The organism is Ancylobacter aquaticus, assembly GCF_004339465.1.
GTDB lineage: Bacteria > Pseudomonadota > Alphaproteobacteria > Rhizobiales > Xanthobacteraceae > Ancylobacter > Ancylobacter aquaticus.
The window spans coordinates 863,107-885,955 of the sequence record NZ_SMFY01000002.1; the positions used below are offsets into that span (position 1 = coordinate 863,107).

A 22,849-nucleotide genomic window follows, 5' to 3' on the forward strand; every position below is an offset into this window, starting at 1 on the left:
CGGTGCAAGCCGGTCGGTGTAGAGTACGGACCGGAGGCAGGCGCCGATGTCGACGAATACGAAGAAGCTTCAGCAGGATCCCGCCGAGGCCGCATTGTCGGCCATCGAGGAGGCGCTGAGTCTCGACCATACGCCCGATGACGGCTTCGCCTCATCGGCGCAGGACGACTTTGAGCTTCCCCCGGCCCGCGAGCCGGAGGGGCCGCGCATCGAAACCCGCGCCGGTGCGACCGGCGAGGCCGGCTCCGCGCGCTTCCTCGACGACATCGACCTGTTCGGCGATACGACGGACCCGGAGGACTTCGAGACCTCATCGCTCGACGATGACGGGTTCACCCTGTCGGAAGCCGATCTCGCCGAAACCTCCGAGCCAGATCGCACGAGCGAACCGAATTTCGACTTCGGCTCTGCCGCAGGCGAGGCCGATCTCGCCCCCGCCGCCCCCGCCCTTGCGGCGAGTGCGGCGGCTGCCGGCGCTGCGGCCGTCCTGCCGCGCGGCGAGGCCCGTACCGAAACCGAACCCACGGATTCCTCGCGGTCCGGCCCCAAGGGCCGCCGTGCGGCCAATGACGACCGCGAGAGCATCGGTCAGTTGCTGGCATCGCTCCAGCGCCGGCCCTCCTCCGCTCCCTATGTTTTCGCGACCATCGCCTCGCTCGGCTGGCTCGTCGCCGGGGGCGTGCTGCTGCAGGCCCAGTTCGGCAGCCTGACCGGCAATCTCCCCGCACTGGTGAACGCCCCCGGCTTCCTCGCCGGCGTGGCAGCAACCATCATCCCGCCGATCTTCTTCCTCGTCCTCGCCGCCATGGTGCGGCGGATGCAGGAAATGCGGATCGTCGCCTATTCCATGGCGCAGGTCGCCATCCGCCTCGCCGAACCGGCCCGGACTCCGTCCCCCGCGCCGGCCGCCGTCGCGACGGGCGCGGCCCTTCCCGCGATCCAGATGCCCGCCGGCGTCTCGCCGGACACGCTTGCCCAATATGCCGGCCTGGAGCAGTCCGTCACCCGCGCCAGCGAGGCGGAAGCCTTCGTGCGCGGCGAAGTCGCGGCGCTCTCGCAGGCCTATGACGACAATAACCGCAAGATGCATCAGCTGATCGAGCGCCTGCAGCTCGAACGCGACGCGATCCTGACCCAGACGGAGCATGTGCGCGAGACGCTCGCCGCCTCGCAGTTCACCTTCGCCGAGGAAGTCGGCAATGTCAGCGAGCGCATCAACGAAACCGTCATGCTGGCCGCCGACCGGGTGGCGCATACGCTTTCCGATCGTGGCGAACACATCACCCTCGCGCTCGGCCGCGTCGGCGACACCATCATCGAGGCCCTGTCCGACAAGGGCGGCGACCTGATCGACCGGCTGCAGGCGACCGGATCGGAGGTCAACACCAACCTCTCCGACGCCAGCGACCACCTCCTCTCGACACTGTCGGTGCAGAGCGACCAGATCAGCGACCGCCTCTCCGGCGTCACCAACCAGCTGACCGAAACGCTGTCCACCCGGACCGACGAGATCAGCCGCCAGCTTTCCGGCGCCACCGACACGCTGTCCAGGACCCTCACCGCGCGCTCCGACGAAATCGGCCTGCGGCTTTCCGGCATCGCCGAAAACCTCACCGATACCCTGGCCTCGCGCACGGATGCGATCAGCCGCCAGCTGGCCGGCGTCACCGAAAACCTGTCCGACACTCTCGCCTCCCGGACCGACGAGATCAGCCGCCAGCTCTCGGGCGTTACCGAGAACCTGAGCGACACGCTGGCCGCCCGCACCGACGAGATCGGCGATCGCCTGCTGCGCACCGCTGCCGAGCTGTCGCATGTGGTGAACCTGCGCACCGAGGAGATGGGCGACAAGCTGTCCGCCACCACCATCAACCTCACCAGCACGCTCACGGCCCGTTCCGACGAGATCACCGACGCGCTGGTGAGCACCGGCACGCGCCTCGCCGACGAAATCGCCATTCGCGCCAGCCAGGTGAACCAGACGCTCAAGAGCACCGGCGACGCGCTGGTACTCGACCTCTCGGTGCGCGGCGGCGAAGTCGTCCGCAAGCTGGAGGAGACCGGCAACCGGGTGGCCGACACCATCACCGTGCGCGGCGACGACCTCGCCGATCGCATTGCCGACACCGGCAACCGCATCTACGACGCCGTCGCCGTGCGCGGCGCCGAGCTGGAGCGCCTGCTGGGCGAGACCGGCCAGCGCGTCGTCCACCAGCTCTCGCAGGCCGGCACCGGCATCCACGACGCCCTCGCCGAAGCGGCAGGGCGCGTCTCGCAGGATATCGACTATCGCGGCCAGGCCCTGACGCAGCAGCTCGCCCATGTCGGCGCCGAGGCGGCGCAGACCCTCGCCGACAATGGCGCCCGCGTGACCGAGCAGTTCCGCGACGCCGCCGATTATCTTGCCTCCGACCTCACCACGCGCAGCGAGAACATGCGCGACCATCTGGAGCAGCAGTTCCGCAACATCGAGGACCTGGTCAGCGTGCGCGGCGGCGAGATTGCCGACCGCATCTCGACCGACACCTCGTCGCTCGGCCGACAGATCGTCGACGGCCTGCGCGACTTCGACACCGTCCTGCACACCCATGGCGGCGAGATGGTCCAGCGTATTTCGGATCGCGTCGAGGCCGTGACCCGGGCCATCGACACCAACCTTTCAGGCTTCGACGACCAGGTTTCCAACAAGGCCGAGCAGGTGGCCGCTGCGCTCGACATGCGCATCGCCAACATCGAGGGCGTGCTCGACCGCGGCGTCGATGGCCTCAACGCGACGCTCGGCAACCGCACCGTCGAATTCGCCCAGACGCTGTCGGAAGGCGCGCGCCAGGCCAATGACGCGATGAGCCAGTCGCTCGAAATGCTGAGCAGCTTCTTCGACGAGCGCGCCGGCACCATCACCGACCAGCTCTCCCAGCATATCGACCAGGCCGACCGCACGCTCGCGGCGCGGGCTCAGGATATCGCCACCTCGCTCGACGACCGCGTCGGCCGGTTCGAGGCGACCGTCGTCAGCCGCATCGAAAATGTCGCAACCTCGGTCGAGGTGCGCGGCGCCGCCATGGCCGACCTTCTCGGCCAGCGCATCGGCGCGGTCGCCGGCCAGCTGCGCAGCGAGGCTGCCGAGATCGAAACCAGCCTCACCTCGCTCGCCGACAATGTCAGCCGCACGCTGGTCGACCGCGCCGGTGAGGTGACGACGCTCTTCGACTCCCGCACGGACGAGATCGCCCGCATTGTCGAAGAGCGTGGCAACGGGCTGCTCACGGCGCTGGAAGACCGCAGCATCTCCATCACCAGCGAGATCGCCCGCGCCAGCACCGAACTGCTCTCGGCCATTGATGATCACCGTCAGAACCTGGTGACGGCGCTCGACACCACCCGCAACGGCGCGGTCTCCGACATCATGCGCGCCAGCGACGAATTGCTGAACACGCTGGAGACGCGCTCGGACGCCATCATCTCGGCCTTCGAGACAGCGACCACGGGCCGGGCCGACCAACTCATGCAGATCAGCGGCGATGTCGTCTCCTCGCTGCAGCAGATCACCGGCGATGTCGCCGCCTCGCTTCAGGCCGCCGGCGGCGAAGTCACCGCCTCGCTCCAGTTGGTCGGCAGCGACGTCAACACCTCGCTCAAGCTTGCCACCGGCGAGGTTTCGACCTCGCTGCAGCAGATCGGCGGACAGGTCACGCAGGAGATTGCCCGCGCTGGCGACACGCTGCTCAGCGAGTTTGACGGGCGCGGTGCCCAGCTGGTGGAAAGCGCGCGCCAGGCGACCGAAATCGCCTCCAGCGAGTTCTCCCGTCTTGTCGATGAGTTCGATGGGCGTGGCGTCCAGTTGGTGGACAGCGCCCGCCAGGCGACCGAAATCGCCTCCGGCGAGTTCTCCCGCCTCGTCGATGAATTCGACGGGCGCGGCACCCAGCTGGTCGCAAGCGTGCGCCAGGCGACCGGCGGCGTCTCCGATGAGTTCGCTCGCCTGGTCGACGAGTTCGGCGGCCAGGGCGTCCAGTTTGTCGACAGCGCCCGCCGGGCCACCAATGTCGCCTCCGAAGAGTTCGCCCGGCTTGCCGAAGAGTTCGCGGCGTCGCTCGAAGGCCGCGGCAGCGGCCTGATCGAGGCGATCGCGGCCAGCGGCCGTTCAGCGGTGGCGGAAATCGCCGCTACCAACGAGGCGCTGCAGGGCGATGTCACCGGCCTGCTGGAACGCCTCGGCGATGTGAACGTCCAGCTTCAGGACGTGCTCGCCTCCTCGGTCAACAACCTCGCCGATACCGAAAAGACCATCACCGAGCGGCTGGAAGCCTTCCGCAGCACGGTCACCAATGTCGAGGAAGCCAGCACCCTCGCCTCCTCGCGCATGGACGAGCAGATCCGCGATCTGCGCTCGGTGTCCACCGACGTTCTCAAGGATGTCGCCCGGCTCAGCCATTCCTTTGGCGAGCAGGCGAGCCTCATCACCAGCGTCGCCAACGCCCTTGGCACCGCGCATGAAAACCTCGACGACACGCTCGGCGGCCGGCACGAGGCGCTTCTCGCCGTCGCCGAGCAGGTTACGGGACGGACGGCCGATCTCGATACCCGCCTGTCCCAGTATACCAGCACGCTGGAGACCACGTTCGGCCGCGCCGAGGAGCGCGTGAGCGCCATCTCCAAGACCATCCTCGCCGCTGCCAGCACCTCCACCGACGCCATCGTGCGCCAGCAGCAGGACGTCCGCGAGACCACCGAAGCCGAACGCGAGCGCACGCTCGCCTCGCTGCACGAGACCTATGAGCAGGCCGTGCGCGAGGTCGACACCCTGATGCGCCAGGCCAATCAGGGCTTCTCCGGCGCCGCCCAGGCGCTGCGTGCCTCCGTGCTCGACATCCAGCGCCTGCTGGAGACGACCCGCGAGGAGATCAAGCGCGGCATTCTGGAACTGCCGGAGGAGACCGAGGCCAACGCCTCCGCCATGCGCCGCACCGTCGCCGAGCAGATCAAGGCACTGGCCGAGCTGAACGAGATCGTCTCGCGTCACGGCCGCACGCTCGACGTCGATGCCGGATCGCGCCCGCGCCTTGCCGGGCCGCTTGTCGGGCCGGCACCGCTTCCCTCCGCCCCGCTGGCGCCTGCGCCCCGCGCGTCACTCTCGCGTGTCCAGCCGGCCGCGCCGCGTCCCGAGCCGACCCGTTCGGAAGCGCCGTCCTATTTCGATCCGCCGCGCAGCAACGGTAATGGCGGCAACGGCGCCGTTGGCAATGGCGGCAACGCCCCGCAGCGCCGGGCCAACATCGCCCCCCTGCCGCCGGAGCGTGGTGGCGCGCCGGACAAGGGCGGCTGGCTCTCCGAGCTGCTAGCGCGCGCCTCCGATGGCGAAGGCCCGGCACCCACGGGTCCCGTTCCCCGTAGCGTTCCTGTCACGCCCCCGCGCAATTTCGATCCGCGCCAGGGCCAGCCGGAGCGCCCCGTTCACCACACCATCGAGTCGCTTGACTCGCTGTCGGTGGACATCGCCCGGATGATCGACCACGAAGCCGCGGTCGATCTGTGGGAGCGCTACAAGAAGGGGGAGCGTAATGTCTTCACCCGTCGGCTCTACACCATGCAGGGGCAGCAGACCTTCGAGGAGATCCGCCGTAAATACCGGCGCGACCTCGAATTCCGCGACACGGTCGACCGCTATATCGGCGAGTTCGAGCGGCTGCTGGAGCAGGTCTCGCGTGACGAGCGCGGGCAGGAGCTGACCAAGACCTATCTGACCTCGGATACGGGCAAGGTCTACACGCTGCTCGCCCACGCCGCCGGCCGCTTCGACTGACGCGAGGCGCCACACGGCGCCGACTGAGCCCACCGCCTACGAAAACCCCCGCCCTCGCGCGGGGGTTTTCTTTTGCCGGGAGCCCGGCGCGGGGATGGGGACGGCCCGGCCCCCTTCAAGGCGCGTACCGAAGCACAGTTCCCGTCCGGTCCGTTCATCGGGCTTTGGCAAAGGCGGCTTCGCCGCCGGCGGAGCGTCGGGCTGACGTGGCGATGCGGGCGCGGATGATCGTTGCGTCGGCCAAGCCCGGATCGCAGGGCGCGCCCTGCCAGAGCGCAAATTCGTCGTGCTCCTGATGGCGGGATCGGCGAGAGCGTCGAGGACGGGCCGGCAAAGCGCCGCCCGCCGGCGCAGAACTCAAGCCGGCGATAGTGCTCGACCGGCACCCACCGGAAATCCCGCGTCGGCCGCTCGAAACCAAGCAGACGCTTTCGCCGGCGTGCAGGATCGCCTCCCGGATCGCCGGGCCGAGGCAGGGAGTGAGAGCCCGCTCCGACCATCGAGTTGGGGAGTGGCGCCGAGCCGGGAGGGCGCGGCGCGTCGTCGGCATCAAACAAAAAACCCCGCCGCTCGGCAGGAGCGGCGGGGTTTTTGAACTGCACGCGCAGCCGGGCGAGCCGGGTCAGTGCGTCGAAGGTGCCGCCGCTTCCTGTTTGCGGGCGCGGCGGCGCTCGCCGAAGCCCGCGATCCAGCGGGCGACGACGTAGAAGGTCGGGGTGAACAGCAGCCCGAAGATGGTCACGCCGATCATGCCGGAGAACACCGCCGTGCCCAGCGACTGGCGCAGCTCGGCGCCGGCGCCGGTGGCGATCACCAGCGGCACCACACCGAAGATGAACGCCAGCGAGGTCATGATGATGGGCCGCAGGCGCAGCTGGGCGGCTTCGGTGGCGGCGTCGAAGCGGTTATGCCCCCGATCCTCCAGCTGCTTGGCGAACTCCACGATCAGGATGGCGTTCTTCGCCGCCAGGCCGATGAGCACGATGAATCCCACCTGGCTCAGGATATTATTGTCCTGCCCTCGTATCTGGATGCCCACCACGGCGGCGATCAGGCACATGGGGACGATGAGGATCACCGCCAGCGGCAGCGTGAGGCTCTCATATTGTGCTGCCAGCACCAGGAAGACGAAAACCACGCCTAGCGCGAAGGCGAAGATAGCGGTGTTGCCCGCCCTCACCTGCTGGTAGGCGAGCGTCGTCCACTCATAGGCGAATCCGTCCGGCAGCGTCTGGGCGGCGATCTGCTCCATCTTCTGGATCGCCTGCCCCTGAGAGGTCCCCGGCATGGTGTCGCCGTCGAGCTCCGCTGCCGGATACAGATTGTAGCGCGGCACACGATAGGGGCCAGAGATGTCGTTCACCGTCGTGAAGGAGCCAAGCGGCACAAGCTGCCCCTCCGCGTTCTTCACCCGCAGGCGCAACAGGTCGTCCGGGGTCAGCCGGTAGGGAGCGTCGGCCTGCGCCTGCACGCGGTACGTCCGGCCGAACAGGTTGAAGTCGTTGACATAGGACGAGCCGATATAGGTCTGCAGGGTCGAGAACACGTCGGCGATGTTGACGCCCAGCAGTTGCGCCTTGGTGCGGTCGATGTCGAGGAAGAGCTGCGGCGTCGAGGTCTCGAACAGCGAATAGACCTGTTTGAGGCCGGGTGTCTGGTTGGCCGCGCCCATCATGGCATAGACCGCGCCTTGCAGCGCCTCATAGCCACGCCCGCCGCGATCCTCGATCATCATGCGGTAGCCGCCGGCATTGCCGATGCCCGAAACCGGCGGCGGCATGACGACGATCATCTGCGCCTCTTCCACCGAGGCGAGCTTGCCGAACAGCGTTCCCTGAATCGCGGCTGCGGATTGCCCGGCGTGCTCGGCACGCTCGGCCGCCGGTCCGAGAATGACGAACATCGCGCCGGCGTTGGGCGCATTGGTGAAGGTGGCGCCGGAGAAGCCGACGATGTTGACCACATGCGCCACGCCGGGGGTCGCCAGAACTTCCTGGGCGGCCTTGGTCATCACCTCATTGGTGCGCGAGAGCGCCGCGCCGCCGGGAAGCTGCGCCGCGACGATGAGATAGCCGCGATCCTGCGCCGGGATGAAGCCCTGCGGCGTGGTGCGGAACAGCTGGAAACCGCCGGCCAGAATGGCGATGTAGACCAGCAGCACCACGACGGCGATCCGCACCAGCTTGCTGGTCAGCCAGCCATAGCCGCGCGAGACGCCATCGAAGCCCTTGTTGAAGTAGTGGAAGAAGCCGGTGAAGGGCCGCGCATACCAGGCCGGCTTGTGGCCGGCGCCCTTGTGCGCCTTCAGCAGCAGCGCGCACATGGCCGGCGAGAGGGTCAGCGACACCATCAGCGAGATCAGCGTCGAGCCGGCGATGGTGAGCGCGAACTGCCGGTAGAACTCGCCGGAAATGCCGGTGATGAAGGCCGAGGGAATGAACACCGAGGCCAGCACCAGCGAAATCGCCACCAGCGCGCCGCCCACCTCGTCCATGGTCTTGTAGGCGGCATCGCGCGGGCTGAGGCCGGTGGAGATGTTGTGCTCCACGCTCTCCACCACCACGATCGCATCGTCCACCACGATGCCGATCGCCAGCACGAGGCCGAACAGCGACAGGTTGTTCAGCGAGAACCCGAACAGGCTCATGATGAAGAACGTGCCGATCAGCGAGACCGGAATGGCCAGGATCGGGATGATCGCCGCGCGCCAGCTTTGCAGGAACAGGATCACCACGATGACCACCAGGACGATGGCCTCCATGATGGTGTGCTCCACCGCACTGACGGATTCGGCGATGAATTGGGTCGGATTATAGGCGGTGGAATAGGCAAGCCCCGCCGGAAAACTCTTGGCGATCTCGACCATGGCCTTCTGGATCGCCTCGCCGGTGGCCAGCGCGTTCGAGCCCGGCAGCTGGAAGATGCCCAGCGCCACGGAGGGCTTGGAGTCGAAATAGGAGATCGAGGAATTGTCCTGCGCCTCGATGCCGATCCGCGCCACGTCGCGCAGCCGCACCACGGCGTTGCCGGTTTCGCGCACGACGATATTGCCGAACTCCTCCGGCGTCGAAAGCCGCCCGAGGGTCCGCACCGCCACCTGGAAGCCCATCTGGTTCGGCACCGGAGGCGCATTCAGCACGCCCGAGGCGACCTGCAGGTTCTGTGCCTGCAGGGCGGCGGTCACATCGCCCGCCGTCAGGTTCAGCGCCTGCAGCCGCAACGGATCGAGCCAGATCTGCATCGCATAGTCGCGCGAGCCGAACACCGTGATCGAGCCGACACCCGTTACCCGCTGGAGCTGGTCCTTGATCTGCAGGTTGGCGTAGTTGGAGATGAACAGCGAGTCGCGCGAATCGTCCGGCGAGAACAGGCTCACCACCATCAGGATATCGGGCGAGGACTTGGCGACCGTCACGCCGATCTGCTGCACGTCCTGCGGCAGGCGCGGCGTCGCGGTGGCAACACGGTTCTGCACCTGAACCTGCGCGATATCGAGGTCGGTGCCGATGTCGAACGTCACCGCGATGGAAAAGCGGCCGTCCGCCGTCGAGTTGGAGGAGATGTAGAGCATCCCCTCGACACCGTTGATCTGCTGCTCGATCGGCGCGACCACGGTGTCGGCCACGGTCTCGGCGCTTGCGCCCGGATACTGGCCGGTGACATTGACCACCGGCGGCGCGATGTCGGGATATTGCGCGACGGGCAGCGCCACATAGGCCACGGCGCCCAGGATCATCACCACGATGGACACCACCGAGGCGAAGATCGGGCGATCAATGAAGAAGTGAGAGAACCGCATGGGACCGCCTCCGCGCTCAGTTCGCGGACGGGGTGGTGGAAGGCGTCGCCGGCGGCGCCGCAGCAGGCGACTCCAGAGGCGGCGTCTTCGCGGCGTCTGCCGTTCCCGTGGGCGCGGCGGCAGGTGCGGCTGCCGGGGCCGGAGCGGCCGGCGCCTCCAGCTTTCCGACTACCTGTGCGCCGGGGCGGATACGCATCAGCCCGTTGACCACGACGAGGTCGTCCTTGGTGACGCCGGTGACGGCGCGCTGGCCCTCATAAGCGCGGCCCAGCGTGACATATTTCATCTGCGGCGCCTGCGGCTTGTCGCCGGGCTGCAGCACATAGACGAATTTGCGTGTCTGTTCGGTGCCGATGGCAACGTCCGGCACCAGCACCGCCTCGCGCGGCGCCGAGGACGGCACCTGGATGCGACCGAACATGCCGGGGGTGAAGACGGCATCGGGATTGGAGAAGGTGGCGCGGCCACGGATCGTGCCGGTGTCCTCGCTGATCTGGTTGTCGACGAAGTCGAGCACGCCCTCATGGGTGAAGCCCTTCTCGTCGATCAGCCCCAGCTTGACCGGGATCGACTGGCCCTTGTCGCCCAACTCCTTGGACATGCGCTGGTAGCGCAGATAGGAGGCCTCGTCATAGGTGAACTGGAAGTAGATCGGATCGAGCGAGACGATGGTGGCCAGCAGCGTGTTGGTGTTGGTGCCACCCGAACCGCCCGTCACCAGATTGCCCACCGACACCTGGCGGTCGCCAATGCGGCCGGTCACCGGCGAACGCAGATCGGTGAAGTCGAGGTCGAGCTGCGCTGCCTGCAGTGCCGCCTGGGCTGCCGCGACGCCGGCGCGCGCGGTGCGCTCGCTTTGCAGCCGCTGGTCGTAGGCCTGCTTGGAAATGGCGTTTGACGTCTTGTCGTCGATCAGTGTCTGGGCGCGCTGGAGGTCTGACTGGGCGAAGTCCAGCTCGGCCTGGGCACGCTGCAGATTGGCCTCGGCCTGGTCATGCGCGACCTGGAAGGGGCGCTTGTCGATGGAGAACAGCAGGTCGCCCTGCTTCACCACCTGGCCGTCGGTGAAATTGATCTTTTCGAGGTAACCGGACACCCGCGCATAGACTCGGACCAGATCGACGGCAGCGAAGCGACCGACATATTCGTCGTAATCGGTGACGGTGCGCGTGGTCGGGTGGGCCACCGTAACGGTCGGCGGCGGCGGCGCCCCCTGTTGCGCCTGGTTCGATTCGGAGCAGCCTGCCAGCGCCAGAGCGGCGAGAGAAAGTGCAGCGAGGGAAAGGCGCGGCAGCGCGGTCATCATGTCCGTCTCCGAGAAGGCTCTTCGGGCAGTTCGGGACCGTGTCCCGCATTTGCGTTCGCAGACCACCCCGCCCGGAGCCTAAGACGCCGGTCGAAGTACCACAATTATGCTGCACTGCGTAGGCAATAAATCGTCAGCTCGGCACCGCCGGCGGTCGGCCGCGCAGGAGCCCCCTGAGGTAGCGGCGCCCAAACAGCGCCAGTACCAGGGCCGCGTAGACCGTGCCTCCCGCCGCAACGCACAATGCCAGCAACGCCTCGTCGCGGCCTTGGGTGAAGGCGGACAGATAAGGCCCGACGAACCGCGCCGCCGCGAACAGGGTCGCCGCGATGGCGGCCCCGATCAGCGCGAGGCGCGGCAGGCTACGCCACAACTGAGCGTCGCCGCATTCATAGCCGCGACGATAGGCGAGAAAGGCCAGCACCAGCACGGTGATCCAGCCGCCCATCGAGGTCGCGAAGGCGAGCCCGACCTGCGCGAGCGTGTCCATCAGCAGCACCTTGAGGCCGATATTGACCACCGCGGCCCCGAGAGTTGCCAGGACGGGGGTGCGTGTATCGCCCCGCGCATAGAACGGTGCCATGAAGGCGCGCACGACCACGAAGGGCGCGAGCCCGATGCCATAGGCCGCCAGCGTCGCCCCGGCCGACGCCGCCGCCTCGGCCGTGAACGCGCCGCGCATGAACAGACCGCGCATGATGATTTCGGGGATCGTCAGAGCGGCAGCCAGGAAGGGCAGCACCAGCAGCAGCGTCAGCTCGATGGCCCGCGACTGGGAGAAGCGCGCTCCATCAAAGTCGTTCGCCGCGATGCGCCGCGACATCTCCGGCAGCAGCACGATGCCCGCTGCGATGCCGACGACGCCGATCGGCAGCTGGTTGATGCGGTCGGCATAGAACAGCGCCGCCACGGCGCCGTCCGGCAGGAAGGAAGCGATGATCGTATCGGCGAACAGCGCCAGTTGCACCCCAGCCGAGCCGATGATCGCCGGGCCCAGCGCGATCAGGAAGGCACGCGCCTCCGGGTCGAGCCTTGGCCGGCCGAAGCGCAGGCCGAGGCCATGGCGCTCGGCGTCGAACACGAGAAGCCCGAGCTGCAGGAAGCCCGAGATCAGCACGCCCCACGCCGCCGCGTGGCCCGCCGTGGGAAACAGTCCCGCCATGCTCAATGTGGCGACCATGGCGACGTTGAGCAGGATCGACGCAGCAGCCGCCGCCCAGAATCGGTCATTGGCGTTGAGCACGCCGCCGACCAGCGTCACCACCGCGATCAGCCCGAGATAGGGAAAGGTGATGCGGGTGAAATCCACCGTGAGGGCGAAACGCTCGGGATCGGTCGACAGGCCCGGCGCCAGCGTCGCCACCACCCAGTCGGTCGCCAGCACCGCGACCGCAAGGATCGCCAGTTGCACGAGCACCACGCCGGTGAGGATGCCGTCGGCGAAATGCCGGGCCTTCGCCTCGCCCTGCACTGTCTTCACGCGGGCATAGGCGGGAATGAAGGCGGTGTTGAACGCCCCCTCGGCGAAGATAGAGCGGAAATGGTTGGGCAGGCGGAAGGCGATGTAGAACGCATCCGCCAGCGGCCCGGCGCCGATGACGGCGGCCATGACGATGTCGCGGACGAAGCCCGTCAGCCGCGAGAGAAGCGTCCAGCCGCCGACGGTGAAGATGCTGCGAATCATGGGGTGCCGACGGAAGGGTTGAGGCTGCCGGAAGCCCCGACCGGGATTCGGAATGCGAATGCGGGCGGAAAGCTAGCCTCCCCGCCCTATCCTCGCCAGTCCCGTCAGGCGTCAGGCGGCCGGGTATCAGGCGCCGAGCGCGCGGCGCACAGCAGCAATGACCCGGTCCTGTGCGGCCTCATCGAGATAGGGATGCATGGGCAGGCTGATCACCTCGCCCGCCAGCCGCTCGCACACCGGCAGGCCGTTGCCCGCAATGGGGAACTGCGCATAGGCCGGCTGATGGTGCATGGGCAGGCGATAATAGACCGCCGTGGGCACGCCATCCTTCTGCAGCGCCGCCACCAGCCCGTCGCGCACGCCGTGCGGCAGGCGGATCGTGTACTGGGCCCAGACCGAGGTGGCGCGCGGATCGACGGCGGGCACCGTGCACACATCCGCCAGCGCCGCCTCATAACGGGCCGCGACGCGCTGGCGGGCAGCGATCTCGTCCTCGAAGATCGCCAGCTTCTCCAGCAGGACCGCCGCCTGGATGGTGTCGAGCCGGCCGGTCATGCCCAGACGCACATTCTCATATCTGTCGACGCCCTGGCCATGCTCGCGCACGCTTTTCAGAACCGGCACGAGGTCGTCGTCATCGGTCAGCACCGCGCCGCCATCGCCATAGCAGCCGAGCGGCTTGGCGGGGAAGAAGCTGGTGGCGGTGGCGTCGCCGAAGGAGCCGGTGCGGCGGCCGTTCCAGGTGGCGCCAAAACCCTGCGCGGTATCGCACAGCACCTTGAGGCCATGCGCCTTGGCTATGGCCTCGATGGCATCCATGTCGGCCGGCTGGCCGAACAGGTCGACCGGCACCACGACCTTGGGGGTCAGGCCCTCGCGCCTGGCAACCGCAATGGCCGCTTCGAGGCTGGCGGGGTCCATGTTGAAGGTGTCTTCCAAAATGTCGACGAAGACCGGGGTCGCCCCCACCCACGGCACCACCTCGGCGGTGGCGCAGAAGGTGAAGGCCGGGCAGAACACCGCATCGCCCGGCTTGACGCCCCAGGCCATGAGGATCATGGCCAGCGCGTCCGTGCCGCTGGAGCAGGCGATCGCATGCTTCGCGCCGGCGAATCGGGCGAGCTGCTGCTCGAACTCCGTCACCTCGGGCCCGTTGATGAACCGGCAATGGTTGAGAACCCGCGCCACGGCGTCGTCGATGCGGCTGCCGAGCCGCGCGCGCTGGGCGGCGATGTCGACAAAGGGGATCGGCGCCAGTTCGGTCGTCACATGCGAATTCATCGGTCTTCCTCTCAAGCCACGCTGGCGCGCAGCGACGTCGGCTCGGCGGGCGTGGGCTCGGCGGGCGTGGGCTCCAGCGCTTCGAGGCAGCGCATCGCCGTGGCAATCGCGGCGACGCCGTCCTCGCCTGTCACCGCCGGGGCCGAACCGCCGCGCACGGCTTCCAGGAACCGCAGCAACTCCAGCCGCAGCGGTTCGGCATAGGCCACGGGAAGGTGGCGCATCGAATAGCTGCCATCCGGCTTGTAGTCGAAATACTCCGTCACCTGCCGGGTGAGCAGGTCGCCGATCACATACTTCTTGCGGGTGGCGACATGCACGGTGCGCGCCTTGAAGGGCGTCAGCCAGTTGGTGTTGATGTGCGCCAGCACGCCGTTGGCGGTGCGGAACTGAAGCAGCGCGATGTCCTCGCGCGCCGCCACCGCCGCCTTCACCTGCGGCTGGACGTCGACGATGTGCGAGCCGGTGAAATGGCAGATCAGGTCGATATCGTGCACCGCGAGGTCGATCACCACGCCGACATTCGACATGCGCGGCGGAAAGGGGCCGACGCGGGTGATGGCGATGGAGAGGATCTCCTCGTCGCGAATGGCGTTCTTCACCGCCTCGACCGCCGGATTGAACCGCTCGACATGGCCGACGACCAGCGCGACGCCCCTTGCCTTGGCGGCGGCGACGATCGCCTCGGCCTCGGCGACGCTGGGCGCAATCGGCTTTTCGACCAGCACATGCATGCCGGCATTGATGGCAGCGAGCGAGACATCGTGGTGCAGATGGGTGGGAGCCGCGATAATCAGCGCGTCAGCCCCCTCCGCCACCAGTTCTTCAAGGCTGGCAAAGGCCCGGCAGCCCAGCAGGGCCGCCGCCTTCTCGCGCTGACCGACATCCGGATCGGCGATACCGACCAGTTCGGCGCCCGGCAGGTCGGTGAGCACGCGGGCGTGGTTGTAACCCATTATGCCGACGCCGACGACGCCGACGCGAACGGGCATTGAAGCCCCGCCCGGGTCCTGAACCATGCGCGCATATCCTTATCATCTGAAATCGTGGTCGGGGGTCTAACACGCGCCCCCAAGCGTGGCGAGAGAGGCCGAATCGCAAAGCCGCTCAAAGGCTTCACTAATTGCTTCAACCTGTTACGGCCCCGCTCACTCGGCGGCGGCATCCTCGGGGGTCGCGCCAGCCCCTTCCGCAGCGGCAGCGGAGCCCGCCGTGCCGCCCGCGTCGATGAAGCTCTTGTAGACGAAGACGCGCTTGCCCTCGACGATGATCTCGCACCATTGCTGGCAGACGACGAGATCCACCTTCTGGCCCGCCGGCAAAGTGCCGATGGCCGCCGCACCCCGTTTCGGCGCGGCCCGCATGGTGACGGGGCGGCGGGTCACGGCGGTGCCGATCGGCTCGCCGCCGAACCCTGCGGGCATGTAGCCTTCCTCGGCGGCCTCGGCCGGGGCGGCAGGCTGATCCTCCGCTGGCGGGGCCGCAAGCGCGGCTACCTGCCGTTCGCGGGCGCGCGAAGGCGGGAGAGGAATTTCCTTCGGCAGCGCCACCGGCGTGGCCGCGGACTCGGCAGGAGCCGCCGTCAACTCGATCGAGGCCATGGCCGGCTCGGCCCGCGCCGCTTCCGGAACCACCGGGCCCGACAGGGGGCCGGCATCCGCCGGCGTGGCGGCGAAGGCGGTGACGGGCAGCGATCCGCCTGCCGCGTCGAGGGGCTCCGTCGCGTTGCGCAGAAGAGGCGGCAGGCTGTTGCCCGGCATGGCGTTGACCAGCGCCGAGGAGGCCGCCGGGCTCGGCGCAGCGGGCTCGACCTCGACCGCCGCGACAGCCGTGGCCGGGCCGCTCGCAGTGTCGGACGGAAGGGCGGAGGGCGCGACGCTTGCCACCGCCGCGTTGCCGATCACCTCGGGCGCGACCTTCGCCTCCTCGCGAGCGGCCAACGATTGCAGCGCGACGGCACCGCCGCCGACCACCGCCATGAAGACCGCGAGCACACCGAGGCGCTGCCAGGTGATGACGTCCTTGGAAGCGCTGCGCTTGCGCCGCGTCTCGGCTTCGCCCGGCTGGCGCGCCGCGCTGCCGAAGCTGCGCCGGCGGGCGGCCTGAGCCGATTCGGCCGCGGAAGCCGCGGCCGGCTCCGGCTTCGGCGCCGCCGAGCGGGCGCCAAGCACGCCGCTCACATCGCCCAGCGCCGCGATACGGCTGCGGACATCGCCGAATGAGCGCGGTTCAGCCTCTGCCTGGGGGCGAGCAACGGGCGGGCTCTCGCTGCCCGGGCCGCCGCCATTGCGGTCGGCTTTTTCCTGCTCAAGGGAACTGACGATGGTCCGGAAATCGGAAATCAGAGAGGAGGAGAGCCCGGTTCCGCGCGGCTGCTGCGATGACGTTGGCATGGCGCGGGGACTCTACGCTACGGGGAAAAGGCGGGGAAGCACGGAAGAAGCCGTAAGGGAGGAAGCGACTGCACGGTGCAGGCGCCGGCAGTGTCCGGGGACACTGACGGCCAGCTCGGGGGCGTGGCGCTGACCACTACGCATGCGTTCTTCCAGTCCATTCGGGCCGGCGCCCGAAGGCCCCCGACCGAGTTCCGTAATCCGCCTTCGTATGCGACGGGTGACAACTTACCGGCACTTTGCACCTTGATGCAAGAATGTCACATGCCGGAAATTTCCTTATGAACAAAGATTGCGGCAACTCTTGGCCCCGCCCGGCGCCTCCATCGTCAAATTAGATCAACAGATGCAATAAGTTGTGGGAAACGGGCCTGCGCCCTTACACCAGCACCGCCCGCGCCGGCGCGGTCAGCTCGCCGAATATTCGCTGGTAGCGTGCCAGTTCTTCGGGCGGCCCCATGGCTTTGGTGGGGTTGTCGGAGAGCTTCACCGTCGGCTGTCCATCGGCGGAGATGACCTTGCAGACGATGGAGATGGGATCGAGTCGCCCTTCGGGGGCAAAGCCGCGGAAATCATTGGTCAGCAGCGTGCCCCAGCCGAAGCCCATCCGCAGGCGGCCCTGGAAGTGCCGGTAGATGCGTTCGATGTCGCCAATGTCGAGCGCGTCCGAAAAAATGGCGAGCTTCTGCGTCGGGTCCTGCCCCCGTGCCCGCCACCAGCGCAGCGCCTCCTCGCCGCCCTCGATCGGGTCCTTGCTGTCGACGCGGATGCCGGTCCAGCCCGCGACCCAGTCCGGCGCCTGCGCGAGGAAATGGCTGGTGCCGAACGTGTCGGGCAGGATCACCAGCAAATTGCCTTCATAGTCCTCCTGCCAGTCGGCGAGCACCTTGTAGGGGGCCTGTGCCAGTTCGGCGTCGGTCTCGGCGAGAGCGGCGTAGACCATGGGCAGTTCATGGGCGTTGGTGCCGGTGGCCTCCACCTCGCGACGCAGCGCGATCAGGCAGTTCGAAGTGCCGAGGAAGCGCTCGCCGAGCCCTTCCATCATCGCCTGCACGCACCAGTCCTGCCAGAGATAGCCGTGCCGGCGGCGGGTGCCGAAATCGGCGACGCCCGCGCCGCCCAGCGCCTTCAGCCGCTCCACCTTCTCCCAGACGCGGGTCATGGCGCGGGCATAGAGCACCTGCAGCTCGAACCGGCCCATGCTGCGCAGCACGGCGCGCGAGCGCAGCTCGTTGATGATGGCGAGCGCCGGGATTTCCCACATGGTGGTCTCGATCCACGGTCCCTCGAAGGTCAGCTCATACTGCCCGTCGCGCTTTTCGAGATGATAGGCGGGGAAGCGGAAGGTCTCCAGCCAGGCGATGAAGTCCGGCGAGAACATCTGGCGCTTGCCGTAGAACATGTTGCCGCGCAGCCAGGTCGACTCCCCGCGCGTGAGCGACAGGGTGCGCACATGGTCGAGTTGCTCGCGCAGTTCGCCCTCGTCGACGAAGTCGGCGATCCGCACGCTTTTCGTGCGGTTGATGATGCCGAACGTGACGCGCGTATGAAAATGGCGGCGGTAGATCGTCTGCGCCATCAGGAGCTTGTAGAAGTCCGTGTCGAGCACGGAGCGGACGATCGGGTCGATCTTCCAGGTGTGGTTATAGACGCGAGTCGCGATGTCGATCATGCGGTAGGCCCCGTTTGCCCGGCCACCCCTTCTAGAGCATGCCGGCCGAAATTGCAGGCCACGCCGAAGTCGGCGTCGCCGACTTGCCCGCACATTCAGTGCCCGCCTGCGATCAGGCCCTTGGAACGGCCGATCCGATGCTTAAGTGCGCTCTGACGCCCGTACTCACCTACAGGGCACTTCCTCGACAGGAGCGTATCTTGGCTGCCACGAAATCCCTTTTCGACACTTACCGACTCGGCGACGTCATCCTCGCCAACCGCATCGTCATGGCTCCGCTGACGCGCAACCGGGCCGGCGCCGGCCTCGTCCCCTCGCCGCTTGCGGTCGAGTATTATCGCCAACGGGCCACCGCCGGCCTCATCATCACCGAGGCGACGCAGATCTCGGCGACGGCACAGGGCTACCAGGACACGCCCGGCATCTTTACCGAGGCGCAGATCGAGGGCTGGAAAAAGATCACCGACGCCGTGCATGCCGCCGGCGGTCATATCTTCGTGCAGCTCTGGCATGTCGGGCGCGTCTCGCTGCGCTCGCTTCAGCCGGACGGTGCCGCCCCCCTCGCCCCTTCCGCTGTTCGCGCCAACACCAAGACCTATGCGAATAACGGCTTTGCCGACGTCGACGAGCCGCGCGCGCTTTTGCTGGAGGAAATCCCGGGGATCGTCGACGATTTCCGCAAGGCCTCGGCCAACGCCATTCGCGCCGGCTTCGACGGCGTGGAGATTCACGGCGCCAATGGCTATCTGATCGACCAGTTCCTGCGCGACGGCGCCAACAAGCGCACTGATGCCTATGGTGGCTCGATCGAGAACCGCACCCGCTTCCTGAAGGAGGTTCTCGAGGCGGTGATCGGCGAGATCGGCGCCGAGCGAACCGGCCTGCGCCTCTCGCCGGTCACGCCGGCCAGCGATCTCTCGGACAGCGATCCGCAGCCCCTGTTCAACCATGTGATGGACGTGGTGGAGAGCCTCCACCCGGTTTATGTGCACATGATCGAAGGCGCCACCGGCGGCCCGCGCGACATCGTGCCGGACTTCGATTTCGAGGCCCTGCGTGCCCGCTTCACCGGCGCCTGGATGGTGAATAACGGTTACGACAAGGCGATGGCGGAAGAGGCCGTCGCCACCGGCAAGGCCGACCTCGTCGCCTTCGGCAAGCCGTTCATCTCGTCGCCCGATGCGGTGGAGCGCATGCGCCGCGATGTCGCCTTCAACGAGCTCGACCGCGATACCCTCTATGGCGGCGACGCCAAGGGGTACACCGATTACCCCACGCTGGAGAGCACGGGCTGCTGAGCGGCTCGTCTCAAACGGCACCACCAGCGCATAAAAAAGGCCCGCCATCTGGCGGGCCTTTTCCACATCGAGGCATTGCCGTCAGGCGGCCAGCGGCTCTTCCGGCCGCACGGAGCGCACGGATACATCCACCGTCATGCCGAGATAATCGCCGGTCAGGCCGGTGAACCCGCCCGCCACCGGCACCGCCTGGCTCGCATCGCGGGTCACGGCGACACGGATGAGGTTGTCGGCGGCAATCGTGCCATTGGTCGGATCGAACTCCACCCAGCCCGCGCCGGGCAGGTAGATATCGGCCCACGCATGGGTGGCGCCGGCGCCGACCACGGCGGAATTTCCCCCGTCGAGAGCGGGGTCATAGAGATAGCCGGTCACGAAGCGCGCCCCGAAGCCGAGGGCCCGCGCCGTCTCGATGAGCAGCAGCGCGAAATCCCGGCAGGAGCCGGTGCCCAGCCTCAACGTTTCCAGTGGAGGCTGGGTGCCTTCCTCGAAGCGCAGATTATAGCTGAAGCCCCGGTGGATGCTGTTGTTGATGTCCGTGAGCAGCGCCATGGTGTCGGTCGACCGGGCAGCGACAAATCCCTTCGCCCACGCCTCCAGCTCGCCATTCGGGTCAGGATGATGAGGGTCCAGCATGCGGCCGAGGTCGATGCGGTCATCCGGGGAATAGACGAAGGGGTAGGTGGTCGCGCGTTCCTCGATCTCGAAGTCGAGCCCGCCCAGGCCATAACGCTCCAGCGTAAGCACGCTCTCGATCTTCAACTCGTTGGACGGTTCGAGAAAATCGACCACCGCAACGGAATTGCCGAACACATCGTGCATCCAGCGCATCTTTCCGTGCGGAGACAGCGAGATATTGGCTCCCACCAACCGCAGGTCATGGCTGTCCCGCGGGCGCAGCATGAGCCGATGCGGCTGGAACGTGACCGGGTTGGCATAGGTATACTGGGTGACGTGTCGGACGTTCAGGGTCTGCATGATCGAATTCCGGTCCGGGCGGTGAGGACCTCTCCACCGCCCGTCGTGCGAGGCTGGCGTGGAAGGTCAGCGTGAGAAGATGCGGCCGACGGCAAAACCGAGGAAGCCCATCGCGACCAGCGCGCGGAAGGAATAACGCTGGACGGGCTCCTGCCCGAGCGACGCCGCGCGGGCGATGGCCTCGGACGGACGCGGGCCCGTACGCTCACCCAGCGTCGAGGCGCCAGACGAAGCTGTCGAGCCGGTCGCGGAGCTGGAGGACGGCGCGCCCGGCCCACCTGACGACCCCTGGTTGGTTGAACCGCTCTCTGTGAAAGGCCCCCGGTTGGAAGAGCCAAAATTCGTGTTGGGATTTGACATCGCGCGCTCACCTGTTCGCCTGATTGAACGCCTAACGCGCAAGCTGCGGTTTCGTTCGAGCCGAAGCGGGGCGTCGGCGTCCCGCCGATCAGATGCGGCCGTTGAGGAAGGCGAGCATCTCCACCGGACCGTTGGCGTTGAACAGCTTGACCTGCCGCCCTCCGCACATGTCGCAGCGCAGGCGCGGCGGTGCCTCGCCATTGGCCGTGGACGTCAGCGCGGCCGTGTCCACGCGCCCGAGGACGGAACGCCGCCCGCAGCGCTGGCAATGGGCACAGAGCATGGAAGACTGGTCGATCATGTCGCCCTCCCGAGCGGTACGGCCGGGATCGCCGGGACCCCACCCGCCTTGCGGCCCCCTGCCCGGCAGCGCCTTGGGCGCGCGGGGTGGTGGCTATCCTGGCCGGAAAACCCGCTGGCCCCGCGCCGCTTGAAAGGCGACGCGCGGCCCGGACACGGATGAAAAAACAGGGGATGGACGAAGTTGGCTTCGTCTTGGTTTCCGCCAAAACTCCGAAGGACCGGAATTTGGTGGGCGCACTAGGGCTCGAACCTAGGACCCGCTGATTAAGAGTCAGCTGCTCTACCAACTGAGCTATGCGCCCCCGCCGCAGACCGTGGCCTTGCGGACGGGGGGTCGTGTAGCAGAGGCCTATGGGTGTGTCCATAGGGACAGCCCGGCTTCCTGATCTTTCCACAGGCCTCCCCGGGAACACGCCCGCAGGCGACATCCGCCGACGCCGCCGGCCAGCTCGTCCCGGCACTATTCCTGGAACGCCTCCTCGCGCTTCTTGCGCACGGAGGGCAGCAGCACGACCACCAGCGCGAGGATCGCCAGCCCCAGCATGGTGGCGGAGATCGGCCGGGTGAAGAACACGGTCGGGTCGCCGCGCGAGATCAGCATGGCGCGGCGCAGATACTCTTCCAGCATCGGCCCGATGATGAAGCCCAGCAGCAGCGGCGCCGGCTCGCAGTCCAGCTTCACCAGCACGTAGCCGACGACCCCGAACAGGGCCATGGTGAACACATCGATGGCGTTGTTGTTCACGCTGTAGACGCCGATACAGCAGAAGCCGACGATCAGCGGAAACAGGATGTGGTAGGGCACGGTGAGCAGCCGGACCCAGATGCCGATGAGCGGCAGGTTCAGCACCACCAGCATGAAATTGCCGATCCACATCGAGGCGATGATGCCCCAGAACAGGTCCGGCTGTTCATTCACCACATTCGGGCCGGGGACGATGCCTTGAATGATGAGCGCGCCGATCATCAGCGCCATCACCGGGTTCGACGGAATGCCGAGGGTCAGCATGGGGATGAAGGAAGTCTGCGCGCCGGCATTATTGGCCGCCTCCGGCCCCGCCACGCCTTCGATGGCGCCCTTGCCGAACTGCTCGGGGTGCCGGGAGATCTTCTTCTCGATCGAATAGGCCGAGAACGACGACAGGATCGCCCCGCCGCCCGGCAGGATGCCGAGGAAGGAGCCTAGGAAGGTTCCGCGCAGGATGGGGCCGATGATGCGCTTGATATCGTCCCGCGACAGCAGCAGCCCCTTCACCTTCTGCACCATGACGGTGCGGGTGTGCTCGTCCTCCAGATTGCGCACGATCTCGCCAATGCCGAACACGCCCATAGCCAGCGCCACGAACTCGATGCCGTCCGCCAGTTCCAGCATGTCGAACGTAAAGCGCGGGGTGCCGGTGTAGACGTCCTGCCCCGAAAGGCCGAGCAGGATGCCGAGCACCACCATCGCCAGCGCCTTCACCACCGAACCGGAGGCCAGCGCGACGGAGGCGACAAGTCCGAGCACCATCAGCGCAAAATACTCTGGCGGCCCGAACTTCAAGGCAAGATCGGCGAGCGGAGGGGCGAAGACGGCGAGGAGGAAAGTGGCCACCGAGCCGGCAAAGAACGAGCCGATGGCGGCCGTTGCGAGCGCCGCGCCGGCGCGGCCCTGGCGCGCCATCTGGTAGCCGTCGATGGCGGTGACGACCGACGAGCTCTCGCCCGGCAGGTTGATCAGGATCGCCGTGGTCGAGCCGCCATATTGCGCGCCGTAATAGATGCCCGACAGCATGATCAGCGCCGAGACCGGCGGCAGGCCGAACGTGATGGGCAGCAGCATGGCGATGGTCGGCACCGGCCCAAGGCCCGGCAGCACGCCGATGAGCGTGCCCAGAAGCACGCCGATGAAGCAGTAGAAGATGTTCTGGAACGTGACCGCGACGGAGAAGCCGAGGGCGAGATTGTCGAAGATTTCCATGGACGTCTCTCC

At 67.4% G+C, this 22,849-nt stretch carries 12 protein-coding genes and 1 tRNA gene; 2 read left to right on the forward strand and 11 right to left on the reverse strand.

The genetic code is table 11. The features are described from left to right. The first annotated feature begins 46 nt into the window (after positions 1 to 46). Positions 47 to 5,803, forward strand: coding sequence for an apolipoprotein A-IV repeat region-like domain-containing protein (locus EV667_RS13585; protein WP_131835852.1), 5,757 nt, complete (start codon positions 47 to 49; stop codon positions 5,801 to 5,803). Positions 5,804 to 6,425: 622 nt separating this feature from the next. Here EV667_RS13585 and EV667_RS13590 read toward each other — a convergent pair. From EV667_RS13590 to pncB, 7 genes are all read right to left on the reverse strand, one after another. Next, positions 6,426 to 9,602, reverse strand: coding sequence for an efflux RND transporter permease subunit (locus tag EV667_RS13590; RefSeq protein WP_131835853.1), 3,177 nt, complete (start codon positions 9,600 to 9,602; stop codon positions 6,426 to 6,428). Positions 9,603 to 9,618: 16 nt separating this feature from the next. Continuing rightward, complete coding sequence (locus tag EV667_RS13595) at positions 9,619 to 10,908, reverse strand: efflux RND transporter periplasmic adaptor subunit (protein ID WP_245516140.1); 1,290 nt, start codon at positions 10,906 to 10,908, stop codon at positions 9,619 to 9,621. 133 nt (positions 10,909 to 11,041) lie between these two features. Further along, the gene (murJ, locus tag EV667_RS13600) at positions 11,042 to 12,592 is read right to left on the reverse strand and encodes a murein biosynthesis integral membrane protein MurJ (RefSeq protein WP_131835854.1); all 1,551 of its coding nucleotides are present in this window, start codon (positions 12,590 to 12,592) and stop codon (positions 11,042 to 11,044) included. Positions 12,593 to 12,718: 126 nt separating this feature from the next. Then, complete coding sequence (locus EV667_RS13605) at positions 12,719 to 13,873, reverse strand: DegT/DnrJ/EryC1/StrS family aminotransferase (RefSeq protein WP_131835855.1); 1,155 nt, start codon at positions 13,871 to 13,873, stop codon at positions 12,719 to 12,721. Positions 13,874 to 13,884: 11 nt separating this feature from the next. Further along, positions 13,885 to 14,892, reverse strand: coding sequence for a Gfo/Idh/MocA family protein (locus EV667_RS13610; RefSeq protein WP_131835856.1), 1,008 nt, complete (start codon positions 14,890 to 14,892; stop codon positions 13,885 to 13,887). 129 nt (positions 14,893 to 15,021) lie between these two features. After that, positions 15,022 to 16,266, reverse strand: coding sequence for an SH3 domain-containing protein (locus tag EV667_RS13615; protein ID WP_131835857.1), 1,245 nt, complete (start codon positions 16,264 to 16,266; stop codon positions 15,022 to 15,024). Between the two features lie 379 nt (positions 16,267 to 16,645). Next, positions 16,646 to 17,938, reverse strand: coding sequence for a nicotinate phosphoribosyltransferase (gene pncB, locus EV667_RS13620; protein ID WP_131835858.1), 1,293 nt, complete (start codon positions 17,936 to 17,938; stop codon positions 16,646 to 16,648). Between the two features lie 200 nt (positions 17,939 to 18,138). On the opposite strand from pncB, the gene EV667_RS13625 reads away from it, so the two are divergent. Continuing rightward, entirely contained in the window at positions 18,139 to 19,236 is a 1,098-nt protein-coding gene (locus EV667_RS13625) for an alkene reductase (RefSeq protein ID WP_131835859.1), read from the forward strand. Between the two features lie 81 nt (positions 19,237 to 19,317). Here the strand turns inward: EV667_RS13625 and EV667_RS13630 are convergent, their stop codons facing one another. The 4 genes from EV667_RS13630 to EV667_RS13645 form a co-directional block, all read right to left on the reverse strand. Further along, entirely contained in the window at positions 19,318 to 20,214 is an 897-nt protein-coding gene (locus EV667_RS13630) for a transglutaminase family protein (protein ID WP_131835860.1), read from the reverse strand. A 448-nt stretch (positions 20,215 to 20,662) separates the two neighbouring features. Beyond that, positions 20,663 to 20,875 carry a hypothetical protein gene (locus EV667_RS13635; RefSeq protein WP_131835861.1) on the reverse strand — a complete coding sequence of 71 codons (213 nt, stop codon included), beginning with the start codon at positions 20,873 to 20,875 and terminating at the stop codon, positions 20,663 to 20,665. A 228-nt stretch (positions 20,876 to 21,103) separates the two neighbouring features. Next, a tRNA-Lys gene (locus EV667_RS13640) sits at positions 21,104 to 21,179 on the reverse strand. Between the two features lie 158 nt (positions 21,180 to 21,337). Next, positions 21,338 to 22,837, reverse strand: a complete 1,500-nt coding sequence (locus EV667_RS13645; protein ID WP_131835862.1) for a tripartite tricarboxylate transporter permease — start codon at positions 22,835 to 22,837, stop codon at positions 21,338 to 21,340. Positions 22,838 to 22,849: the final 12 nt, after the last annotated feature.